We start from the raw sequence: 21475 nt of genomic DNA, 5'->3' as shown, positions 1-21475 counted from the left end.
TACCCCTACTATATCTAAATCTATAAGGTAAAAAAGTGAAGATCATCACAGAAAAAACCGTCATATTGTGACGGTTTTTCGACAAAAATCAACAGCTATTTCATCTCATTTATCAGATAATTGTATATCCATTCATAACCCAAATAATCGTTTATACTGAAAAAAGGGACTGGGTATAAACGGCTTTTCAATACCAAACAATCTTCATTCCAAAATAATACAGCTTGAATATTCTTTAATTTTGCTAATTGGGTAAGGTCATCTTCCTTTCTTACTAAAACTATTTTAGGATAATCTTCCTTTTTATGTCCTTCAATAAGAATGATATCTGACTGTAAAATTTCAAGAATAGTTATTTGCTCGCATAAAGACCAGCTGTTTTTTTCTGCTTGAAGCAACATTCGTCCGTCCCCTTCAATTAAGGATGCGTGGGCACCCGAGGAGATATGCTGACTGGAATCTTTTCCTTTCACTATATCCGGCTTTCCACCATGCCCATGATGCTTAATTGTAGCTACTTTGAAATTTTCAGCAGCAAGACGTTGAATAAGCTTGTTAACAACAGTTGTTTTGCCGCTGTTTTGAAAACCGACAATTTGAAGAATAATTGGTTTCCTTACCATGGCCACTCGCTTCCATCGAAGTCCTCAAGCAAAAGGACCTCTACTTCTGACCCTGCCTCAAAGCCTCTCGTTCCTCCAGGCAAGATCATTAATGAATTTGCCCCAGCAAGACTCATAACGATATTCGATTTATCGAGGCCGCTCGGTGAAGCAATTAGCTTTCCGTCTGAGACAGTTACTGCACTTCTAACAAACCGGGTAAAAGGATTTGCTTTTAGAAAATCAACATCGAGAATCGCTTTTTCTTTTCGAAGGTGCGGCTTTTCAGCAAACAGCATTCGCCTAATGATGGGTCTTGCAAATAATTCAAATCCAACATAACAAGCCGACGGATTTCCTGATAGACCAAATAAAAGCTTCCCTTCCAACTGCGCTACAGTTGTTACACTGCCTGGACGCATGGCTACTTTATTAAATAGCACTTCCGCTTTCAATTTTTCATAAATAGCAGGCAAGTAATCAAAATCACCAACGGATACACCGCCAGTAGTTATAAGCATATCTACTTTTCCGAGTGCGCTTCTTACCGCTTCATAGCAAGTTTCAAATTCATCAGGGAGTTGCCCAAAATAATGTACCTGTGCACCTGTTCTTTCGATTTGTGCAGCAATCATATATGAGTTGCTATTCCTTATTTTCCCTGGCGCTAATGGATCGTGTACATCCAACAGCTCGGTACCTGTTGCATATAATCCAACAATTGGCTTTTTTGCTACAGGAACCTGTGCGTAGCCAAAGGTAGCAAGAATTGCTTGAATTCCGGGATTAATCTTTGTTCCTTTTTTTATTAGCACGTCCCCTTTTCTTGCATCTTCACCTTTAAAAGAGACGTTGTCGCCAGGTTTATATGTACGCTTAATAGACATAAAGTTCTTTCCATCTTTTTCATATGCTTTTGCCAACTCTAGCATGACAACTGCATCACATTCTTTCGGCATTTGTGCCCCTGTCATGATTCTTATTGCTTGGAAAGCACCGACTGTTTTCGTGGTTACCATTCCTGCACCGATATGATCAACCACTTCAAATTCCACCGGATTCGTTTGGGATGCATCCTTTGTATCGATTGTTCTGACTGCAAAGCCATCATATGGTGCCCGATCAAAATGAGGAACATCACTCGTCGCTCTTAAGTCTTCAGATAAATATCTTCCATAGCTTTCCTGTATCGAGACATTTTCTGTTTTTCCGCTCCATTCGTGATTCATAATCCGCTTAACTGCCTCTCCAACCGGGATGGGTGTTCTTCTCTCTATCATTCCTATCAGCTCCTCAAAAAATCACGCTTATCTATCCTTATATTATATATGTACAGCATCGTATTCAACATGACAAACCTCACAATCCTCTTTTACCTTTTTTAAAAAAAAGAGGTTGAAGTGTGATACGGGTCACCCATTCAAAGTTTATGATCCGTTATGCTTATTATGAATAAAAGAAATGATCTACTAAGGAGGATATATAAGATGGCATTGACTATTACTGAAACCACATTAGTTAAGGATATTGTAAATGAGCAACCAAAGACAAGCGATGTATTTAAACGTTATCGGATAGATTTTTGCTGTGGGGGGAACATTCCATTAAATAAAGCTGCTGCTGACCTTTCGGTAGATATGGACAAATTAATATCAGATTTGCAAGAGGTTTATATAAAAGAAGAACATAATAAAGACGACATGACTGTTTGGACAGAAAGCAGTTCTGAGAACATTATTAAACATATTAGCGAACACTACCATGCGACAACTCTTGATGAGCTTGCACAATTAAGTCCCTATGTCACAAAAGTTTCAAAGGTTCATGGTGACAGCCACCCAGAACTATTAAAGGTCTATGAATTGTTCTATGAGTTTAAAAAAGAAATGATTGAACATACAGCAAAAGAAGAAGAAGTTGTCTTCCCCATGCTCAAAAAATTAGAAGAACCGTCCCTTGAAAATAGACAAGAAATTGTTGATTATATTACAGAGCTCGAAAAAGAACATGATCATGTAGGAGAAATATTAAGACAATTGAGAGAAGTTACTTCAGATTACGAACTACCGCTTGATGCATGTGGAACCTACACGCTAGTATACAAACGTCTTGAAGCGTTAGAAGGCTTTACATTCATGCATGTTCACTTAGAGAATAATATTTTATTCCCAAGATATATTGGCTAAACGCCTTGATCATCGCCATTCAAATGCAGAAGGGCCTCGACTTTTCGTAGGGAGGGGGGTGAAGGTTGGTAGGCGATAGGACGCTTGCGCCAGACTATTCTTTAACGCCAAAGGCATTCTTCCTGGCTTGAGGGGTTTAAAATAACGATAAAATCCCCCTGTTCATTAAAACAGGGGGGATTTTTATCCTCCGATGTAAGACATTTCGATTTTCTTTCTCGTTTTTACACTTTCTTCTGTGCGCTCATCGGAATAGCGATCCTTTCTTCCACTCCAAATCAATGTAATGCGATCGGCTATCTCCTTATCTGTCACATCTTTACGCATGAACTCTTTAATATCATGCCCTTCCCCATTAAATAAACATGTAAAGATCTGTCCATTTGCTGAAAGCCTTGAACGAGTGCAGCTTGAGCAAAAAGACTCGGACACCGATGGAATAAAGCCAACATCGACATTTGTACCTTCATAACGATACCGTTTGGCTACTTCTCCAAAATACGCAGGATCTACTGGTTCTAAGAGATAATGTTCTTTCAGCATTTCATAGATTTCCTTTTTTGTCACTACATCATCCATTTTCCAGCCATTTGTGCTGCCAACGTCCATATATTCGATAAAACGAAGCTGCAGTCCTTGCTCCTTGCAGAACTTTGCCATCGGAACAATTTCTGAATCATTTAGGCCCTTTTTCACAACCATATTGATTTTCACACCAAGACCTGCATCCTGTGCAGCTTTAATTCCTTCAAGAATGACGTCAACTCCGACTCCCCTGCCATTTATCTGTCCAAAAAGCTCACTATTAAGTGTATCTAAGCTGATATTCACACGTAAAAGACCAGCTTCTTTTAACTCTTTTGCAAACTTTGGCAGCAAGACCCCATTTGTCGTTAACCCGATATCTTTTAAGCCTTCAATCTCCGAAAGCTTCTTAACTAACGTTGGTAAATCCTTTCTAAGCAATGGCTCTCCGCCTGTAAGCCGGATTTTTTCAACTCCTAGGCTGACAAATATTTTTGCCAGACGCTCAATTTCTTCATAAGTTAATAATTCACTTTTTGGTAAAAAAGCAAAATCAGGGCCAAACTTTTCAGCAGGCATACAGTAGGTACAGCGAAAATTACAGCGGTCTATTACTGAAATTCGTAAATCTCTTAACGGTCTATTTAATTGATCTTTAATAATTATTTTTTCCATTTTATCAACTCCTGATTAAGAGTGATCTCTCTTTAATGCCTATTCTATCATACGTTCCTTAGAGAAACTGTACACAATCTCACATTTACTCTGCGTACAACTATTGATTAGATCATGTATACTCCTCATTACACCATATAACTACCTATATGTTAATAACATATTGAAAATGTCATGATGTTGTCATTATTCTCATAGTATTAAAAGTTCCATTTTTAATCTGATTCGATTTGTTACATTTGTGCATAATACTCCTTTGATTACATTATTCAAAAAAACATTCGCGTATATATCAAAGGCTGCTATTAAACGATAAACTTAGCTATAAGGTAAAAGAAAATGCAGCCTTAGAGCAAGACTGCACTTTTTGGTAATAGACTGATTATGTAATTATTCTATTTAGTTGAAGCTTTCTTTCTTAATGCTTTAGGAATATAGACGCAGAACGGTTCACTTTCCATATAATCCCCAGTCATTGCATAAGCTCGTGATCTCGAACCTCCGCATACATATCTAAATTCACAAACTCCGCATTTCCCTTTATATTTATCAGGATTCCGCAAATCTTTAAAGATAGGAGATTCTCGATAAATGTCCCCAAGTGATTGGTCTCTAACATTCCCTGCTTTAACAGGCAATAAACCACTCGGATATACATCACCTACATGGGATATAAAAACGAAGCCATTCCCGTCATTTACACCTTTTGGTGCTCTCCCAAGGCCATCAATTGAGCCTGTTAGGCCTTGCTTTGTCAATGCATCTAAATATTGTATTTCATCTCTTTGCTCTTTAGCCTCGCGCATTTTTTGCTGGATAACAACACGGCGATAATGCTGTGCGGCAGTTGTTTTAATGTCGAATGGCACCTTCTTGCTTAGCTTATACAGCCATGTAAATACTTTTTCATGTTCAACAGGAGATATCATATCCGATTCCTGTCCTCTACCTGTTGGTACAAGGAAAAAGACACTCCATAGCACACATTTTAATTCTTCAACAACTTTAGCCATCTCATCTAAATAATCAATATTATATCTGGAGATAACCGTGTTGATCTGGATAGGTATTTCAAGTTCATGCAAATATTTAATCCGTTCCATCGTTAAATCAAATGAGCCTGCAGTTCCACGAAAATGATCATGAACTGCAGCATTGGGACCATCCAAACTAAATGCCCACCGAGACAATCCTACTTCCTTGGCCTTCTCAATGGCTTCTTTTGTTACATTAGGAGTTGCACTCGGTGTCATCGAAACACGGACACCTTTCTTGACAGCATATTCTGCAATGTCAAAGACATCCTCTCTCATTAAAGGATCTCCGCCAGTAAATACAAGCATGGGATTATTCAGTTCATAAATTTGGTCAATTAATTTTTTCCCCTCTTCAAATGATAATTCACGCGGGTCTCTTCTATATTGAGCTTCGGCACGGCAATGTAAGCATTTCAACTGGCAAGCTCTCGTTAATTCCCAAATCACTATAAATGGATCCTGGTTAAAATCACGATTAAAAGCCATGTAAAAAAATCCTCCTTCAACACCCTCATTTATTTTCTTGTTATGAGAAAATGTCGGATTTTATTTATCAATAGAATTTCACTATATCCAAATTATAGAGTAGCATTTCAAATAAATAAGTGAAGAATCTCACATTGACAAAATATTAATAGACGAGAATCGCATTTTATACGTAATCCATGGCAAATACAAGAAAACACACTGTGATAGAATCCAGTGTGTTTTCTCTTTTATATACAGCTTATTAAATTTTAAAAATATGTGTTAGTTTTTGAAGATCTGCTGCCACTTCCTCTAATTCCTTCGTTGAACTTGCCACTTCATCAATAGAAGCAAGCTGCTCCTGAGAAGCTGCAGAAACACTCATTGAATTTTGACTGTTGAGGTTTGCAATAGAACTGACAGCTGAAACGGCAGCAGTAACTTCCCCAGCACTTCCTGAAATCATTTTCCCGCCAGTAAGGATTTTTTCCATTTGGCTATTCATCTCAGCCATTGATTGAGAGATTCGATTGAAAAGATCTTTTGTTTCGTTGGTCATAATCATTCCTTCCTGAACATCTCCAATCACATTCTTCATCGTTGCAACTGAATCACCTGTTTGCTTTTGAATCTCATTTACGAGCACTGCAATCTGTTGGGCAGATTCATTTGACTGCTCAGCAAGCTTGCGGACCTCTTCAGCTACTACGGCAAAGCCTTTTCCTGCTTCCCCTGCACGCGCAGCCTCAATTGCAGCATTCAATGCCAATAAATTCGTTTGGTTCGCGATATCTGTAATGACTGTTAAAAATTGACCTATTTCTTTTGTCTGTGCTTGGAGCATTTGAATGGAATGATCTGATTGTGTGACAGAGTCTTGAATAAGGTTCATTTGTCTTACCGTTCTGTCAACAGTCTTTTCCCCTTCTTGTGCAACTGCTGTATTCATTCTGGATTGATTGCTAATAATTTCTGTATTACGGGAAATATCATCTATCTCATTGCTTACAACATCCATAGCGGCCGCAATTTTTTCCATTCCAGCATTTTGTTCCTCAGATCCTGCAGCAACACCTTGAATGGCAGCAGAAATTTGCTCAGAGACAAGAGCCGTATTTTCAGAGTTCGCAGATAATTGACTAACTGACACTGTTATTCTATCTGACGTATCATTTAGTTTCCTTACAACTGTTTTCAGATGATCTGTCATTTGTTGAAACCCAACAGACAGCTGACTTATTTCATCATCTACGCGTTTAGAAAAATCAACTGCAACATTTAGATCGCCCTCTGCTACTTTTTTCGTGGCTTCCAGTAAAGTTTGAAGAGGTTTAATAATAATCCATCGAGTAAATATTGCAACAATTATCGTTGCAATAATAAGGTTAATTACCGTGTTGATATAAATACCAAAGCTTTTATGTACATCACCAAGTTCCATTACATACTCATTTAACTTTGAAGAAAGCGGTGTACTAATAATTGAAGCAATTACAATTACTCCAATCATTTTTAAACGAATACTTCTAAATTTAATTTTATCCAGCATATAAGATCCTCTCCTAATGGCATTCAATGGTGCAACTTTCCTAGATAATTATACCTACAAGCACTACGAAATGCCACTATAAAGTTACAAAGAGAAAACAGCCCAAAATATCGGGCTGCCTCCTACTTATTTATCGATAATTCACAAATTGTACATCAACGGTCAGGTCAGCTTCTTTCACTGCAGCTATAATCTTTTGCAAATCATCCCGGTTTTTGCCCGTTACACGGACCTGATCATCTTGTACTTGGCTTTTGACTTTTAAACCGCTATTTTTAATGAGCATATTTATTTTCTTCGCATTATCTTTATCAATTCCTTGAGCAATTTTGGCTCTTTGACGGACCGTACCACCTGATGCTCCCTCAAGCTTGCCATAATCCAGATTTTTAACAGGAATTCCTCTTTTAATCATTTTACTAAAAAGGACATCCTTAAGCTGCTCTAGCTTAAATTCATCATCAGAGATTAACACAAGCTCTTCCTTATCAAGGGAGATCGTACTCTTACTGCCTTTGAAGTCATAACGGGTTTGAATTTCTTTCATTGCAATATTAATTGCATTTGTTACTTCTGAAAAGTCAACTTTGGATACAATATCAAATGAACTTTCTTTCGACATAGCTTCCTCCTTAAAAACTCCCCTCTTTACTAAAGAGGTTTCACTTTGTTCCTTAATTATAGTAAAATATAGCAGTTCATACAACTTAAGGTGAAACTTTCGAAACGTTAAATATATGATAGAAAAACAAAGGAGTGCTATAAATGGCAATTAGCGATTATATTGGACGGACTGTAAAATTAAAGGTAGAAAGACTGGCTGAGTTTGGCTACTTTTTATCAAATGGCGATGAAGATGTTCTTTTACACAGAAACGATACGGAAATGGAATTAGAAGAAGGCCAAGAGGTAGAGGTTTTTCTTTATACGGATTCAAGAGGAAGAGTGGCAGCTACGACAACACTCCCTGACATTACAACAGAAACGTATGGCTGGGCCCAAGTTAGTGATGTTAAGCCTGGAATTGGCATTTTTATTAACATCGGAATAAAGAAGGATATGCTGCTTGGAGAAGAAGACCTTCCTGTGCATCAATCAGTCTGGCCGAAAGAAGGCGATATGCTATATATTACGCTAAGAGTAAATAGAAATGAGCGTATATATGTGAAATTAGCAACAGACCCAATCATTGATGGGATAGCAATTAAGGCTACTAGACAAGACTTCAACAAAAATATTCATGGACATATTTATCGAACTGCAAAAGTGGGAAGCTGGATTTATACGGCTGAAGGATTCAAAGGATTTATTCATGAATCTCAGCGAAAAACAGAGCCTCGTCTTGGTGAAAAAGTAGAGGGCAGGATTATAGATGTGAAAGAGGATGGAACAATCAATGTGTCATTAGCGCCACGGAAGCATGAAGCGCTCGATCAGGATTCAGAAGCTATATTAAATTATCTAGCACTACGCAACGGCTCCATGCCTTATGGTGATAAAAGCACGCCAGAGGATATACAGGAACGCTTTCAAATGAGCAAAGCTTCATTTAAACGTGCACTCGGACGTTTAATGAAAGAAGGTCAGATTTATCAAGAAGATGGATGGACATATAAGAAAGAGGAACAATAAACAAGCAAGCGGCACTGACCGCTTGCTTGTTTATTTATAAATGGTTAGTCTTTTTTGAATACTGGTTTTTTCCAGCTTTCCGGTTTTTTTCTTGCATCATATTTTTTTCATGACGAAAGGCATTATTATCCTGCGCTTTTTTATCGTTATCAGAAGTTCGGGGCATAATACTACTACTCCTTCCATTTTAATTTAAACTGCAGCCTTCTATAAAAGGCTGCCTCATCTTATTGTCTGTAAATAGAAAAGGAGTATGTAAAAATAATTGTGGGAAATTAAAAAAGCAATCGTTATCCGATTGCCTAAAAAATAGTTATGATTGCACTTTATTAAGAAAAAATATTGCGATTGTTCCAGAACCTGTATGTGAACCAATTGCTGAGCCAATGGAGTTAATATAAAACTCTTTTGGATTAAATTCTTGGGCAATAAGCTCTTTCATTTCTAAAGCCGTTTCTTCATCGTCAGCATGGCTGATCCCAATTATTTGTTGATCTAATGATTTGCCTCTTTCCCTCATTATTTCAATGATACGACGAAGAAGCTTCTTTTTCCCCCGATGCTTTTCGATCGGGACAAGCTTTCCATCCTCGACATTTAATAGTGGCTTGATGTTCAAAAGACCGCCTAGAAATGCAGATGCTTTCGACACACGTCCACCTTTTGCCAGATAATCAAGATCATGAACAGTAAATAAATGCTCCATATGGTGACAACGGAATAAAATATCCTGTAAGATCTCTTCTTTGGATCTATTTTCATTAGCAAGCCTTGCCGCTTCTTTCACAATAAGACCAAATCCAAGTGATGCACATTTAGTATCAATAATTGTTAACTTGAATTCTGGGTATGTTTCTTTAACCTGATCTAACATCATGACTGCTGTTTGATACGTTCCTGATAATTCTGAGGAAAATGCGATATATATCCCATCTTCACCGTTTTCAGCCATTTTTGTAAATGATTCCTCAAAGACTTTTGGCGATACTTGAGACGTCTTTGGAACCTTTCCCTCACGAATGGCTTGATAGACAGTTTTCGGATCAATGGTTAATAAGTCAACATATTCAGTATCATCTAAATGCACTTTTAGAGGAAGAAGGATAACATTATTTTCTTCATAAAAGCTTAACGGCAGATCACTTGCACTGTCTGTCAATATTTTCACTGACATCTTATTCACCTGCTTTCCATACCATATATATTCTTTAAGTGTATATAAATTAGAAAAAAAAGACAACGAAAATTACTTGTGATTTGAGATAATCATATACCAAACCAAGGGAATATGCTCTTAACCATGTATGTAAATGGCGGTCTGCCTAATTTAACTGTTCAAGTTATTACTTCTTACACCGTCTTAAAGAAAAAGTTGCTCCATTAGCTATTTTTTCTGTGACGCATTCGATTTTATATAGTAAGAGTTGAAGCTTCTGTAGAATGAAGCTGGTAACATAAAAAACAGATCAAAGAATAGGATAGAACTAATAAAAATTATAGATATATAAAGTTGCGAAAACTAACTTCATTTTTAAACTCATATGTCAAAATTCCATGTAACCTCAAAACAAGATGTTACTAACATAATAAAATCCTCTATTTCTGGCATTGCAAAGCTAATGGGGGAAACAAAATGAAGCTATAAAGAAAATTATCCAATTTCCTCTTAAGAGATTTAAGGATTTTTACGATAACTCGATGATGAAGAATAGAAGATAGTTTCCCAATCGGCAATAAAAGAATTTTACTGTAACACAAGAGAATACTATATAACATAGACGCATAAAATATGTCCTTTTGATTTAAACGATTTTTTAAAACTTGTCGTATAAGTTTGTTAGAGCTTAAAACTAAAATTGGAATAATTAGCTTGCTGCTTTCCAAAAACGTCACGAAATCTAAAGTCGATTGGATTAAGCGGTACATTACAACTAGGAATGGCGAACCAGTAAAGAAACTTTCTTATTCCTTCTCCACTTAATCCTATGATATTGGTTCCACTTCCCTCAAATACCTAAGACTAATGAATATTATTAATTATATTGATTTGAAACAACAGACGATCAGGAATATGTTAAAAATTCACTTTAATATTTTCTATTTGTCTTGGATAACTGATATAAAGAAGCCCATCTTGATACTGAAATGTTAATAAGTGTACCTCTGTTGGCTCGGGTAAATCGATTTCAAAAACTATTTCTCCATAGTACCTTTCCTGCTTAATTGCCAGTTCGTTAGAAATAGGAGGAAGCGCAGTTGTCTTTATTGAAACCCGACTTTTTGATATTAAATTTATTAATAATCTGTCTGGTTGAATACCAGGTAATTCTATAAGAATATAAACTGTCGTTTGATTTTGATAAATATCGTGTTTAGGTACATGAAAACTAAAAAAATCTTTGGGTGGTCGCTGGTTTAAAACACTGCTCCAGAAATCACTTTTCCTATATTCATTTGTTATTTCCATCCATTTTCTTATTTTTTCAATGTCCATTTATGCCACTCCTAAATGATTTTATAATTGGTTTGCAATAGGCATGGAAGGATTTGCAATTTGATCTTGATCGCTTACATCCGTATCAATAATGACTGAGTTCATTTGTGAGAAAGTCGGTGAAAAATCTCCTAGAGAAAAATTAGCACCTACAAACTTACTATTCGCAGTGTGACTATTATGAACAGTTGGTCCAATATCAATATTACCATTCTGTGTTGCTCCATTGACTTTTATATTGAAGATATTAATCTGATAAGGCATTTCTCCCTCAAGCCCCCTCTAGTTTAAAAACCCGGGATTCCCCCTATATTTGTACTATCGGAGTTTCCAATATCTGTCATATCGTTTACATCAGGATCAATTAGTATATTTTGTAAATTAGCTTCAGTAGGGGACATATCACCATATGATGAATTAACACCTTGAACCTTACTCTTTGCTGTATGGCTATTATGTGAAGCTTCGCCAATAGTTACAGAGCCGTTTCCTGAAATACTATTTATTTTAAGGCTATATAAATTAATTATTATGGATGGCATAACTTCCCCCTCATTCTAATAAAGAATTTAAAATAAAGTATGCACGTTATCGCCTAAATGACACTGAAGTTATTCAGTTAAGAAAACATTATCTAATAATAGGACCATTGCTTCAAACTAAAGATTGCATCGGCCATACTACACTATTTAATTTACTAATAGGACACTACGTAATGAGTAACCTAGTTTTAATCGTAAAAGTACATATTAACAAACGGAAAGCGGTCACCAGAATACGGATCGTCATGGCCATATTATTTTGGCTAACAAAGCAGTTGAGTGCTATTGATAAGGCAGAACATCCCTGTAAACCCATGCTTCTTCCTCCATATGGAGTATCAAGCTGGGGTGTTATATTAAAGCGACCTAATAATTAGGGTGTTTACCAAATCGAATCGGTAGTTATGTTCTTAAACCAAAAATGATTCATGAAGACTCATTCGAGGTATAACAACAGTAACAGCACAAAGTGTCCTTTTCAACGAAAGCAGGGAATTGATGATCGTCGATATTACACGAAATAAATTATTTATTTGGAAGAATAATTTAAGAAGTAGATCCGCATGCTTTTACTAATATTGTACAAACTGTTGGTATCTTTGGTTTCTTCCGCAAGGATTAAAAAATCTTATTGGAGGGATACTATGCGCATATTATTCATTTTTTTCGTACTCAGTTTTATGCAGATACAAACTTTGCATACAGATAGCAATGAGAATGTTCCTATAAAAAATGAACTGTTTAGACATGTTAAAGCATCAGAAAAAAATGGAGTATATGAGGTTAAGGGGGAAATACGCTCAAATAAGAAAGAATTCTACTATATTGTTGAAGATGGCCATAATGAATTAATCACTGAAAAAAGGCAAAAAGTGAACACCACTTCATCAAAATGGTCGAAATTTTCATTTGAAGTTGTACTCCCGAAAGAAAGTATGCCTAAAAATGGAACTGTTATTCTCTATTTATTTGAAAAAGATAGCCAAGGAAAACAACTCCATATTTCCCCAATTGTATTAGACTAATCCATAAATAGGCGAAAAGCTGACACTTTTCATGCCAGCTTTTCTTCGCTTATTTCAATGTATCTAGCTCTTTTTGCATCTCACTAAGCTGCGCCTGCTCTGCTCTAGTTGCATTTGCAAAGGCAGAGCTTAAAGCATTTTGAGCACTAATGATCCGCTGTTGCTGCTCAACAGGTTCAACATTTCTTGTTTCGTCAATTAAACGTCTTGCCTCTTGAAACAGCCTATTGCCCATTTTATATTCCTCCAAGAGAAGATTCTTTCACATTCCTTAACTTTTCAGCTTCAGCTTCAGCATATGTCATGTGATACGGGATACGTTCAGCATGCTTAGTAACAGAATCTACTCCTTGTTGTACAAAGCGCCTCGATTTCGTACGTTTACCCAATCGAATCCCCTCCAAATGAAGAAGTGTTGAAACAGCTGCCGCTGCTTCGTTTTATAGTATATGCATTGTCTTCTTGTTTAAAAAGGGAATCATTTAACCATTTTGAAAAAAAAAGGAAAAATGCGTAAGCGCCAGAGCTAGACAATTCCCTAACTCAAAGGACGCTATTCTATTTTATTAATTAAAACACCTTTAAATTTAATAATTCATTTAAATAAACGCCAACACCATCTTCTTCATTTGTTAGTGTAGATTCATTTGCAGTTGTTTTTACTATTTCAATGGCATTCCCCATTGCTACGCCAAAGCCTGCATAATCAAGCATTTCAAGATCATTGTCTTCATCCCCAAAAGCAATGATTCTTTCAGCGGGAATTTGGAAATAGTCTGCAGCTCTTTTTAGCCCTACTGCTTTATTCAATCCAGTCTTTACGATCTCGATCACATGAAATGGGGCTGCCCAGCTCCGGTGGTCAATGACTTCAGCATGGACGGCAGAAAGATGGTCACGGATTGTTTTCACATGTTCTTCATCCGTGTGAATGAGCATGCTCGTTGGTGATGCCTTTAAAAAATTTCGAATATCGCCAGTTGTAATATTTGGATTCCCTAAGCTAAAAATATCAAGCAGCTTTTCATCATGGTAATGAATGTATACATCATCAATGACCTCGGCAATGATATTGTGGAATGGGAATGAACTGCAAGCTTCAACGATATCTTTCGCAATATTCACTTCCAGCGGTGAATGATAGATGCCCCAGTTAGGATCCTTTGGATGGTGAATAAATGCACCATTAAAATTAACAATAGGTGTATCTAAATTCATTTCTCTATAGTACATTTCACTCGATCTGAATGGTCTGCCTGTTGCAATCATAACGATATGACCTTGCTCACGAGCCTTTTGAATGACTTCTTTTGTCTTCTTTGAGATCGTTTTATCATTTTTAAGTAAGGTTCCATCTAAATCTAATGCAATTAAATGTTTTTCTGCCATAATATGAACACCTGCTTTATACGAATTTTTCTATTCTAAGTGTAAAGGTTTGAGAAAAAAAAAGTCTACATGGTACACTTATGAATGATGGAAATTTTTAATAGTAAAAATAACTTTATCTATAAACACTATGTTAACAAATATATTTAAATTTTGTTACTAAATACACTTTTTCCACTTATTTTTACATAAATGATAGATTCACTTTACATTAGGAGGCCTCAAATTGATTAGTATTGAGAATAAAAGAATAAAGGATATCCCTCTATTACACGTTGCAGATCAGCAAAAATGGAACCAGGAACTTCCACTCATCCTATTTGTACATGGATTTACAAGTATCTATGAAAAAAATCTCCACTATGCTTATTTGCTTGCCAAAAAGGGATTTCGCGTCATCCTCCCCGAAGCCCTTTATCATGGAGAAAGAAATGAAGGCTTGTCCGGACATCATTTGAATTTTCGGTTTTGGGACATTGTTCTGCAAACGATCGAAGAACTTGATATCCTCAAAACTTCGTTTGAAAAGGAGAAGCTGATTGACTCTTCTCGAATCGGTCTTGCCGGCACTTCAATGGGCGGAATTGTCACACTAGGGGCACTCACAAAATATCCATGGATAAAAGCAGCTGTAAGCTTAATGGGCATGCCCTATTATGAAAAATTTGCTCATTGGCAATTAGATGAAATGCAAAAAAATGGCTTACATATCCCGATTGAAGAAGATGAAATTCATCATTTAATGGGGAAGCTAAGAGAACTTGATTTAAGCTTGCAAACGAATACATTACAAAATCGCCCGTTACTTTTTTGGCATGGAAAAAAAGACCCTGTCGTCCCATTTCATTATACATATCATTTTTATGAGACCATACAACCCCTTTATCACGATGCACCAGAAAAACTGAAATTTATTATTGATGAAAAGGCAGGACATAACGTCAGTAATGAAGGTGTGGCGCAAACAGTAAAATGGTTTGAACAATTTGTATAAAGCAACTTTTATTCATTATCACTAATTTTTTTGTTATGATAACAGTAACATAGAAAAGAAGGAGATGTTAAGAATGGAGCAGGAATTAAAGGATAGCATTATGAGTGCGTTAGAGCTTGTTGTCGATCCTGAAATTGGCATCGATATTGTCAATCTCGGTTTAGTTTATGATGTTAAAATGGATGAAGAAGGAAAAACAACGATTGATATGACATTGACTTCAATGGGCTGTCCGCTTGCGGGTACGATAGTTGACAATGTAAAAAGCGCTTTATCAGATATTCCAGAAGTAAAAGAAACAGAAGTAAACATTGTCTGGAATCCTCCGTGGTCTAAAGATAAAATGTCTAGATATGCCAAAATTGCCTTAGGTATAAGGTAAAAAAGGAGCTCATTATGAATAATAAAGTAATTCTTTTAAGCTCAGATCAGCTTGGCAAAGGGGATAAAGAACTTGGTGAAGGTGTGCTTGAAACGTTTTTTACATTACTTAAGCAAAGAGAAGAACTGCCTGCAGCCATTTTTTGCATGAATCGTGGAGTATTTACATTAACAGATTCGTCATTTGTTTCCGTCCACCTTAAAGAGCTCGAAACAAAAGGTGTCGAAGTGCTCGCATGCAAAACTTGTGTTGATTATTACAAGATTGAAGAAAAACTCGTCGCTGGTAAAATTAGCGGGATGCCTCATTTCATTGATCTTGCCTCAAAATATGAGGTGCTGACGATCTCTTAACGTATAAATCTTTCATGAACAGCTGCTTCCCACCGCATATATAAATGTCAGGATGCTTCATTTCAATGACAGATTTTACTCCTACATAAGGGCATATTCTTATCAGACCGACATTTATTTTTGCAAACAAAAACACACTTGAATTTTTCAGTCGTGAAATCAAGTGTGTTTTTCTTCTTTTATTCCTCTTGTGCTCTTTTTTTCTTTGACTTTCTCCAAGCAAGAATAATAAACGTTAAGAATGCGCCATACACAACTATTGTTGCAATGACATATGGCATATTTAATCCTGACTTTTCCGCTAATATGTATACTTCTGCCTCTTCACGATCCAAGAATAAAGTATAGCCTTTATCTTTGCTCTTAACTTGATCATCAGAAAGAAGACCTCTTAATTCTTTATCTTCCTCTAATAACTTACTCGGAACAGTTATATTTTGCGATTCAGATGAATTATTAATGGCTATGACTGTTGTTTCACCCTCATATGTCCGCTTATACACAGACAATCCATTTTCCTCAGCTAAAAGTTCTAAAGAGCCCCTTGTTAAGCTTGGATATTTGCCCCGAAGCTCTCCAAGCTTTGTGATATAATCAATTAGCTCTTTATCTGTTCGAAAATCCATTTGCCTATGATTCGCTTCTCCTTCCCCGCCCTCTAATGCAATTTCACTGCCATAATAAACAATGGGGATCCCCGGGGTTGTATAAAGATAAGTGAGAGCAAGCTTCCACCTTGGTCCTGGATGCTGATTTTTCGTGACAGCATTATGAGTAAAGCGAATCATTTCATCCGTATCCATTACACTTCCCATTAAGTACGGTTCTGGATAAATTGCCATTAATTTTTCTTTGTTTGTAACGAGTTCACTTAATGAATGGTCTACCTGATCAAAAATAGGTCTTATACTTTCAGATAGCGGGTAATCAATTAATCCATCAATACCCATTTTCTGAAAGGAAGCGATGGTCTTTGGATCATCTGATTTTACTTCACCAAGCAAATAGAAATGATCTGTAGAACCTTTAATTTCTTTAACGAACTCTTCTATAAAGCTTTCTGAAACAAGATCTGCATTGCCTAAATAATACCCATCAATATTTGCTTCTTTTATCCACCATTTTGCGGCATCGATTAAATAATTCTTTACTTCCTGATTATCCTGATTTAAGTAAAGATTTCCATTCTCATCTCGAAACCAATCCTTCTTGGCAGGTTCTGTTCGCCAAGGATGGTTTGGTCCAACCTGGTTCCATTCAAAATCGATGATAACCTTCATGTCTCTTTTATGAGCTTCTTTCACAAGCTGCTTAAATTCATCGATTGTACCATAATGTTCTTCGGTCTTATAGTAGTCTTGTATCCATTTCCCATGATAGCCGTTCTCTTCATTGTCAAAAATAGAATTTAGCCGAATGGTTGTAAAACCCATATCTTGAATATAATCCAGCTTGTCAGTAATCCCCTTAAAATCTCCGCCATGAAAAGCTTTAGGATCTTGAACATTCACTTCATAATCATTTTTATTGTCGCCATTATTAAAACGATCGACCATCACATAATACACTGCTTCATCTTGCCATTTACGATCTTCTTTTTCAGCTGCTCCTGTAGGGATGGCGTAAAAAAGAAGAAACGGAATGAGAATGAGAGCCCACACTCTTTTTTCCATCTTTCGCTCCTTCAACTCCTTCAATATCAAAGCTTTTTCTATTTTGTTTGACCGATGATCACAACTCTTTAAGAGTAGCCTTTTCTCTTCATATCGTCAAACAAAGACTCCATTTTCTCTAAATGATGATGCAATTGCCTACTCTCATTTTGTATCAGATAATTAGGAAAAAGAATATCCTGCTATAGGGAGATCTGTTAAATATAGGTATTTATCTCGGAAATGTTATAAAAAGAATGGAAACTGTCTAAAAAGAATGGTGAAGGATACAAATGGAGGTCTTTTATGAATAGACAGCAACGTACAAAACTGATAGAGTACCAAGCTCGAGCATTTACTGTGGGGACAGTTGAATATATTAATGATCAGTGGGTGTTCTTTGATAAAGAAACAGAAGAGGCAGCATTATTAGATGAATTCCTCCATCAGGAAGTTGAAGTTTACCGAATGAAACGTTGGAAAAAGGGTGTTCTATATGAAGAAGGAAAGATCTCTTCATCTGATGAGGTATTAGTTCTAAAAGATAAGGATACCATTCGTATTCGTAAACTTCTCGTGTTCTCCTTAGAAAAGCTGCTAGAGGAAATAAACGATGATGCTTTCTTTCAATTTATTACAACGTTAAATTCCATGAAATTTTCTATTTATGATTGTATATATTGCTACAATCAATTAAATTTTCTTTCCACATCTGACAGAAAAAGCGGTGTGAACTTTATCGTTTTTGATAATCAAGAACAGATCTGCAATATTCAACATCATTTTAGTTATTTTGAAAAAACGAACGATCGGTTTGAATTTACTTTAAACAGCGGGAAAAGAATGGTGATTGAGAAAATTTCCTCCTGATTAGAAAAAGGGCTCAGCTCGGCTGACCCTTTTTTTCAATTAATTATTTTTTCAGTATCTCTGTTTCCTTCAAGCCATTTTCAAAATCCGTTATCATCAGCGGCTTATGAATGTAGAAGCCTTGTGCGTAGTGGCATTTTAATTCTTTCAGAAGATCGATTTGTTCCTTCGTTTCCACGCCTTCTGCCAGAACCTTAACTGCCAGGCCATGCCCCATTGTAATAATGGCTTTAACAATCGCAATGTCTGACGTATTGACACGAAGATTATTGATGAACGATCGGTCAATCTTTAGTGTATTAATCGGTAAATCTTTTAAATAACTTAACGAAGAATACCCCGTACCAAAATCATCAATCGATACCTTTACACCAAGCTTTTGCAATGATCTCATCGTCTCAATGCTGTAATCAACATTCTTTAGCATGGTACTTTCCGTTAATTCCAAAGTTAAATAGTGGGGCTCTAATCTTGATTCATTTAGTGCTCTTTTCACATCCTTTAAAAATCCAGGCTGCTGGAATTGAAAAGCAGAAACATTAACAGATACCGATATCCGGTCATATCCAAGCAGATGCCATTTTTTATTTTGCTTACAGGCTGTTCTGAGCACCCAGCTGCCAATCTCCTCTATTAAACCTGTTTCTTCAGCCAATGGAATAAAGTCCGCTGGAGAAACACGCCCTAATTTAGGATGGTTCCAGCGAATCAATGCTTCACTCCCAAATATTTTCCCTGTTTCCAAATCAATTAATGGCTGATACATTAAATAAAATTCCTTTTTTTGCAAAGCCCTTCTTAAATAACTTTCCAATTCAAGCCTTGTGATCGCCTGATCATTCATTTCATTTGAGAAGAATGTAACCCGGTTGCCACCTTGATTTTTAGACCGATTTGTTGCAATGTCAGCGTTTTTCAAGAGTGAATGTTCATCTAGCCCATCTTCAGGATAAAAGCTTACACCAATACTGGCAGTGACATAGAAATCCTGACCTTTATGTTCAACTGGTTTAGAAATTTCCTGGAGAATCATTTTGGAGTTTTTCATTACCTCCTCCACATTTACATCCTTTGATAAAACGACGGTAAATTTATCACCACCAAATCTACCAATATAAGAACCGCCAGGAAGTGCTTTTTCAATTCGATAAGCCAGTTCCTTTAAAACCATATCACCAGCAAAATGCCCGAGGCTGTCGTTGATGAGTTTAAAACGGTCAATATCAATAGTAAGAACCGCAAGCATTCTCTTTTTCCTTTTTGCACGAGAAAGCATATTCTCCAGCTGTTCTGTGAACTTTACCCGATTAGGGAGTCCTGTATCATGGTCATAGTAGGCAAGCTCTGTTATCTTATCTTCTATTTTTTTCTGTTCAGTTATATTCCTGCCAATCCCATATATTCCTACGCATTCATCATTCACAATGATTGGAATATTTTTTATTTGAAATAGATTAGTTTCTCCAGAATTAGACTGGATTGTCACATTGTAATATTGTTCTTTTCCTTTCAAGGCTTTAGAGAAATGCATCCTCACTCTAGGTACATCTTCGCTATTTATTAGTTTCATTGCAGATTTACCGATAATTTCAGCTCTGCTGTATCCAAAGGTTTTCTCAAAAGCAGGATTCACACTTTTAATTTGGCCATTTATATCCGTTGAAAAAACAAGGTCTGTGTTCGTATTAAATAAAGATTCATAGTACTGCTCTGATACCTTTAAACTTTCATTTAAAAGAAAAAAATCATTATGTGACGCCTGCATTAAATGTGTGAGGGCCGTAACGTTTTTCAAATATGCTGGGGATGTGTATTTAAATGTGAGCTTATGATTATTCTGTTTTTGACCACTATTTTCTGATAGGGCTAAATAGGTTAATGCATGTCCTAATAATTGTGGTGCTCCTGTTTTTCCTCCAGTTAATTCGCCATATGCGAAGAAACCATTAGTCGAGGATATGCTTTGAAGCATGCCTAATTCCTTTACTGTAAAATCTGGAGCAAATCGTTTCCGTGCCATGCAATCATATACAAATATTGTATCTACTTGTTTTTTTGCCAGATGTCTCATATTTTGCAGCGAGCTTTCAACAATTCCCTCGATATCAGGATAGGCAAAGGTGATTTCCGCTCCTTCACTTATTTTTCGATTCACTCGAATGGCTCCATTTTTTAATATTTCTAAAATAAATAGCGGAACCTTTTCTCCTTTATCTTTCATAATAAACGGAAATTCGTTTCCTGAATCAGGAAGGTCATCAACAAAGCTTTTCCCTAAATATTGCTTTAACACTTGGATTGGTTTTTTATGATCGATTGAGTAAATATTTGATCCTTTCGCCTTTGTAATAGCAAAGGATTTCCCTATTTCCTGCCATTGATAATTTCTGTAGGCTTCGGCAACAAGCTGATCGCTTTGTAGAGCAACCGCCGCTACCCCTTGAGTGGTGACATCTTCCCCTGTAAAAGCATAGGATTCCTTTAATCTTCCATTGTTTCCTGCCAATCCACCAGCTACAATTAATTCTGGGCTTCCCTCATAAAGACCATTTAACATGGATTGAGCATCTACATGTTCTCCTGCTGAGAAAATAAGCATCGCTTTCGTATCAAAAACCAATAACTGCTGGGCGAGACTCTTCCCCATTTCGTAACTATTCTCATAATCATTCTGATGAAGCAATACGGATGTTAGTTCCGTTTTTTCAAATATGGTAAAAGAAATAACCGCTTTACTTTCAACCATTTGACCCTCGATAATTTCTCCAGCACCTGTACAGCCTATTACTGTTGCTAATGGAAGTATACTCTTAATCTCTGTATGCAGCTGAAGAAGAAAAGACTGATCTATATTACTTGAAAATACTTGAACAAGAAGATTAGGATATTCGCAGAGCTCATGATTTTGAATAAATTGATTTAGCTGATCATGATTTTCATATAAACAAGTTATTGTTTTAGCCATTGGAAGAACCACCATAGTTAAAATTTAATTTTTTCACAATTCTCTTATGTTAAAAATAACATAAATATCGAAGTTTTGGGATGGCTAAAAAACGAAAAAGCTGTCTTTTCGACAGCTTTTTCAAAAAACTTTAAC

24 protein-coding genes and 1 pseudogene are annotated in these 21475 nt (G+C 36.3%); 9 read left to right on the top strand and 16 right to left on the bottom strand.

Annotated elements, in window-relative coordinates:
- Positions 1 to 95: 95 nt before the first annotated feature.
- Together mobB and RUH74_RS12430 are read right to left on the bottom strand one after the other, a co-directional pair.
- A complete protein-coding gene (gene mobB, locus RUH74_RS12435) occupies positions 96 to 623 on the bottom strand; it encodes a molybdopterin-guanine dinucleotide biosynthesis protein B (protein WP_313800633.1) in 528 nt (175 codons plus the stop codon).
- Positions 617 to 1882: a molybdopterin molybdotransferase MoeA gene (locus RUH74_RS12430; protein ID WP_313800632.1), complete on the bottom strand. Its 1266-nt coding sequence runs from the start codon at positions 1880 to 1882 to the stop codon at positions 617 to 619. Before RUH74_RS12430 ends, mobB begins: the two co-directional genes overlap by 7 nt.
- Positions 1883 to 2089: 207 nt before the next feature.
- Here RUH74_RS12430 and ric point away from each other — a divergent pair, with 207 nt between their 5' ends.
- A complete protein-coding gene (ric, locus tag RUH74_RS12425; protein WP_313800631.1) occupies positions 2090 to 2788 on the top strand; it encodes an iron-sulfur cluster repair di-iron protein in 699 nt (232 codons plus the stop codon).
- Positions 2789 to 2971: 183 nt separating this feature from the next.
- Here the strand turns inward: ric and moaA are convergent, their stop codons facing one another.
- The 4 genes from moaA to RUH74_RS12405 all read right to left on the bottom strand — a co-directional run bounded on the left by moaA (position 2972) and on the right by RUH74_RS12405 (position 7664).
- On the bottom strand, positions 2972 to 3988 hold the full coding sequence (gene moaA / locus RUH74_RS12420) for a GTP 3',8-cyclase MoaA (RefSeq protein ID WP_313800630.1): 1017 nt from the start codon (positions 3986 to 3988) through the stop codon (positions 2972 to 2974).
- 395 nt (positions 3989 to 4383) lie between these two features.
- Positions 4384 to 5511, bottom strand: a complete 1128-nt coding sequence (locus RUH74_RS12415) for a TIGR04053 family radical SAM/SPASM domain-containing protein (RefSeq protein WP_313800629.1) — start codon at positions 5509 to 5511, stop codon at positions 4384 to 4386.
- Positions 5512 to 5755: 244 nt separating this feature from the next.
- On the bottom strand, positions 5756 to 7042 hold the full coding sequence (locus RUH74_RS12410; RefSeq protein ID WP_313800627.1) for a methyl-accepting chemotaxis protein: 1287 nt from the start codon (positions 7040 to 7042) through the stop codon (positions 5756 to 5758).
- A gap of 130 nt (positions 7043 to 7172) precedes the next feature.
- Positions 7173 to 7664 (bottom strand): YajQ family cyclic di-GMP-binding protein, encoded by a 492-nt coding sequence (locus RUH74_RS12405; RefSeq protein WP_313800626.1) that lies wholly within the window; start codon positions 7662 to 7664, stop codon positions 7173 to 7175.
- A 143-nt stretch (positions 7665 to 7807) separates the two neighbouring features.
- On the opposite strand from RUH74_RS12405, the gene RUH74_RS12400 reads away from it, so the two are divergent.
- Entirely contained in the window at positions 7808 to 8674 is an 867-nt protein-coding gene (locus RUH74_RS12400) for a CvfB family protein (protein WP_313800625.1), read from the top strand.
- A gap of 34 nt (positions 8675 to 8708) precedes the next feature.
- Here the strand turns inward: RUH74_RS12400 and RUH74_RS12395 are convergent, their stop codons facing one another.
- The 5 genes from RUH74_RS12395 to RUH74_RS12375 form a co-directional block, all read right to left on the bottom strand.
- On the bottom strand, positions 8709 to 8840 hold the full coding sequence (locus RUH74_RS12395) for a DUF3941 domain-containing protein (protein ID WP_313800624.1): 132 nt from the start codon (positions 8838 to 8840) through the stop codon (positions 8709 to 8711).
- A 147-nt stretch (positions 8841 to 8987) separates the two neighbouring features.
- Positions 8988 to 9848, bottom strand: coding sequence for a DegV family protein (locus tag RUH74_RS12390; protein ID WP_313800623.1), 861 nt, complete (start codon positions 9846 to 9848; stop codon positions 8988 to 8990).
- A 900-nt stretch (positions 9849 to 10748) separates the two neighbouring features.
- Entirely contained in the window at positions 10749 to 11168 is a 420-nt protein-coding gene (locus RUH74_RS12385; protein WP_313800622.1) for an Hsp20/alpha crystallin family protein, read from the bottom strand.
- 21 nt (positions 11169 to 11189) lie between these two features.
- The gene (locus RUH74_RS12380) at positions 11190 to 11432 is read right to left on the bottom strand and encodes a spore germination protein (RefSeq protein WP_313800621.1); all 243 of its coding nucleotides are present in this window, start codon (positions 11430 to 11432) and stop codon (positions 11190 to 11192) included.
- 23 nt (positions 11433 to 11455) lie between these two features.
- Positions 11456 to 11710, bottom strand: coding sequence for a spore germination protein (locus RUH74_RS12375; RefSeq protein WP_313800620.1), 255 nt, complete (start codon positions 11708 to 11710; stop codon positions 11456 to 11458).
- A 173-nt stretch (positions 11711 to 11883) separates the two neighbouring features.
- On the opposite strand from RUH74_RS12375, the gene RUH74_RS12370 reads away from it, so the two are divergent.
- The 3 genes and pseudogenes from RUH74_RS12370 to RUH74_RS12360 all read left to right on the top strand — a co-directional run bounded on the left by RUH74_RS12370 (position 11884) and on the right by RUH74_RS12360 (position 12735).
- Positions 11884 to 12087 carry a hypothetical protein gene (locus RUH74_RS12370; RefSeq protein WP_313800619.1) on the top strand — a complete coding sequence of 68 codons (204 nt, stop codon included), beginning with the start codon at positions 11884 to 11886 and terminating at the stop codon, positions 12085 to 12087.
- 55 nt (positions 12088 to 12142) lie between these two features.
- Positions 12143 to 12332 (top strand): annotated as a pseudogene (locus tag RUH74_RS12365) (DUF2179 domain-containing protein); the annotation flags it as partial.
- 22 nt (positions 12333 to 12354) lie between these two features.
- On the top strand, positions 12355 to 12735 hold the full coding sequence (locus tag RUH74_RS12360; RefSeq protein ID WP_313800618.1) for a Gmad2 immunoglobulin-like domain-containing protein: 381 nt from the start codon (positions 12355 to 12357) through the stop codon (positions 12733 to 12735).
- Between the two features lie 49 nt (positions 12736 to 12784).
- Here the strand turns inward: RUH74_RS12360 and RUH74_RS12355 are convergent, their stop codons facing one another.
- The 3 genes from RUH74_RS12355 to RUH74_RS12345 form a co-directional block, all read right to left on the bottom strand.
- Positions 12785 to 12970, bottom strand: coding sequence for a DUF3813 domain-containing protein (locus RUH74_RS12355; protein ID WP_313800617.1), 186 nt, complete (start codon positions 12968 to 12970; stop codon positions 12785 to 12787).
- A 1-nt stretch (position 12971) separates the two neighbouring features.
- Complete coding sequence (locus RUH74_RS12350; protein ID WP_313800616.1) at positions 12972 to 13124, bottom strand: hypothetical protein; 153 nt, start codon at positions 13122 to 13124, stop codon at positions 12972 to 12974.
- 181 nt (positions 13125 to 13305) lie between these two features.
- The gene (locus RUH74_RS12345) at positions 13306 to 14124 is read right to left on the bottom strand and encodes a Cof-type HAD-IIB family hydrolase (RefSeq protein ID WP_313800615.1); all 819 of its coding nucleotides are present in this window, start codon (positions 14122 to 14124) and stop codon (positions 13306 to 13308) included.
- Between the two features lie 226 nt (positions 14125 to 14350).
- Here RUH74_RS12345 and RUH74_RS12340 point away from each other — a divergent pair, with 226 nt between their 5' ends.
- From RUH74_RS12340 to RUH74_RS12330, 3 genes are all read left to right on the top strand, one after another.
- Positions 14351 to 15118 carry an alpha/beta fold hydrolase gene (locus tag RUH74_RS12340; protein ID WP_313800614.1) on the top strand — a complete coding sequence of 256 codons (768 nt, stop codon included), beginning with the start codon at positions 14351 to 14353 and terminating at the stop codon, positions 15116 to 15118.
- A gap of 73 nt (positions 15119 to 15191) precedes the next feature.
- A complete protein-coding gene (locus RUH74_RS12335) occupies positions 15192 to 15500 on the top strand; it encodes a metal-sulfur cluster assembly factor (protein WP_313800613.1) in 309 nt (102 codons plus the stop codon).
- Between the two features lie 14 nt (positions 15501 to 15514).
- On the top strand, positions 15515 to 15853 hold the full coding sequence (locus RUH74_RS12330) for a DsrE family protein (protein WP_313800612.1): 339 nt from the start codon (positions 15515 to 15517) through the stop codon (positions 15851 to 15853).
- A 179-nt stretch (positions 15854 to 16032) separates the two neighbouring features.
- On the opposite strand, the gene RUH74_RS12325 is transcribed toward RUH74_RS12330, so the two are convergent.
- The gene (locus RUH74_RS12325) at positions 16033 to 17526 is read right to left on the bottom strand and encodes an alpha-amylase family glycosyl hydrolase (protein ID WP_313800611.1); all 1494 of its coding nucleotides are present in this window, start codon (positions 17524 to 17526) and stop codon (positions 16033 to 16035) included.
- A gap of 285 nt (positions 17527 to 17811) precedes the next feature.
- On the opposite strand from RUH74_RS12325, the gene RUH74_RS12320 reads away from it, so the two are divergent.
- On the top strand, positions 17812 to 18375 hold the full coding sequence (locus RUH74_RS12320; protein ID WP_313800610.1) for a DUF2777 domain-containing protein: 564 nt from the start codon (positions 17812 to 17814) through the stop codon (positions 18373 to 18375).
- A gap of 43 nt (positions 18376 to 18418) precedes the next feature.
- Here RUH74_RS12320 and RUH74_RS12315 read toward each other — a convergent pair whose 3' ends face one another.
- Positions 18419 to 21340 carry a bifunctional diguanylate cyclase/phosphodiesterase gene (locus RUH74_RS12315; protein WP_313800609.1) on the bottom strand — a complete coding sequence of 974 codons (2922 nt, stop codon included), beginning with the start codon at positions 21338 to 21340 and terminating at the stop codon, positions 18419 to 18421.
- Between the last annotated feature and the right edge of the window lie 135 nt (positions 21341 to 21475).

The sequence above is a fragment of the Cytobacillus sp. genome (assembly GCF_032154635.1).
Lineage (GTDB): Bacteria > Bacillota > Bacilli > Bacillales > Cytobacillaceae > Cytobacillus.
Note: the sequence above shows the minus strand (reverse complement) of the source record. Positions and strands in the feature narration are given on the sequence as shown.